This is a genomic window from Paenibacillus sp. IHBB 3054 (genome assembly GCF_051594305.1).
Lineage (GTDB): Bacteria > Bacillota > Bacilli > Paenibacillales > Paenibacillaceae > Paenibacillus_AQ.
Genome location: NZ_JBOFBG010000128.1, coordinates 1 through 990, shown reverse-complemented (window position 1 = coordinate 990; position 990 = coordinate 1). Strand labels below are relative to the sequence as shown.

Sequence of the window (990 nt, the reverse complement as noted above, 5' to 3'; positions counted from 1 at the left end):
GGAATATGAAGGTGATGCAGACACTAACCCTAATACCCTATATACAGATTTAACCTATGACTCTCTGGGATACGTACAGACTGAAACGTTACCTTTGTCAAATGAAAAGCGGAATAACGCTGCTCTTAAGCAGAAATATACTCTATCATATCAATATGACCCGAAATTTAAGCTGCTGTCTTCAAAGAGCTGGTATCAAAATGAGACCGATGGGACCCCGGTAAGTGAAACAGTTGCTTACACGTCAGATGGAAGAATAGAGAAAAGTACGAATGCAGCAGGAGAAGTTACCATTTATTCCTATCTAAAAGATAACAGTGCTTTCACAGTCACTGCCGAGAACTGGAAAGGTGGTCTGCGGGTTGCTAAGTCTGTGCTTGTGTACGGGTCGGCGTATAACTTTGCCTATCCAACTGAAAAACAGCAGTGGTTCAACCTCGGACAGCCGAATCAGCAAATTGTTAAAACTCAAATGAGTTATGACAAAGGAAACGGCCTACTGAAAAGTGAAATCAACGGCAATCAGCAGAAAATCACCTATACTTACGATGACCTTGGCAGGCTGTTAAAGATCACCAAACCCAATTTCACAAATTCAAATGGGGACAAGTATTCTGAAACAGAGGAATATAGGTACTCATATAATCAGATCTCTACGAATTTTGATTCAGTGAATGCCGGGATCTACAGTTTCGTAGTGGATACGGAACACACGTTGACACAGACATCTAATGGAAGCACGGTCAAATCCCACGGGATTGCATTTTACAATGGTCTAGGACAAACAATATTGGAAGAGCGCTATGACCCCAATGCAGGAAGGTATACCCAAACACAGTATCATTACGACGAGTGGAATCGTCCTGTGTATGTAATCGACCCGGCCAGAAATACAATGACCGTCAGTTACGATGCCTGGGGCAGGCAGAACCGAGCTACGAATGCTAATGGAGACCTCATCGTCAGCGACTATGCCCTGAAAGCACGCAA

General features: G+C 43.3%; 1 protein-coding gene. It reads left to right on the top strand.

The features are described from left to right. Positions 1-990 (top strand): RHS repeat domain-containing protein (locus ACQ76X_RS36005; RefSeq protein WP_438498684.1); only part of this gene is annotated, 990 nt, incomplete at both ends.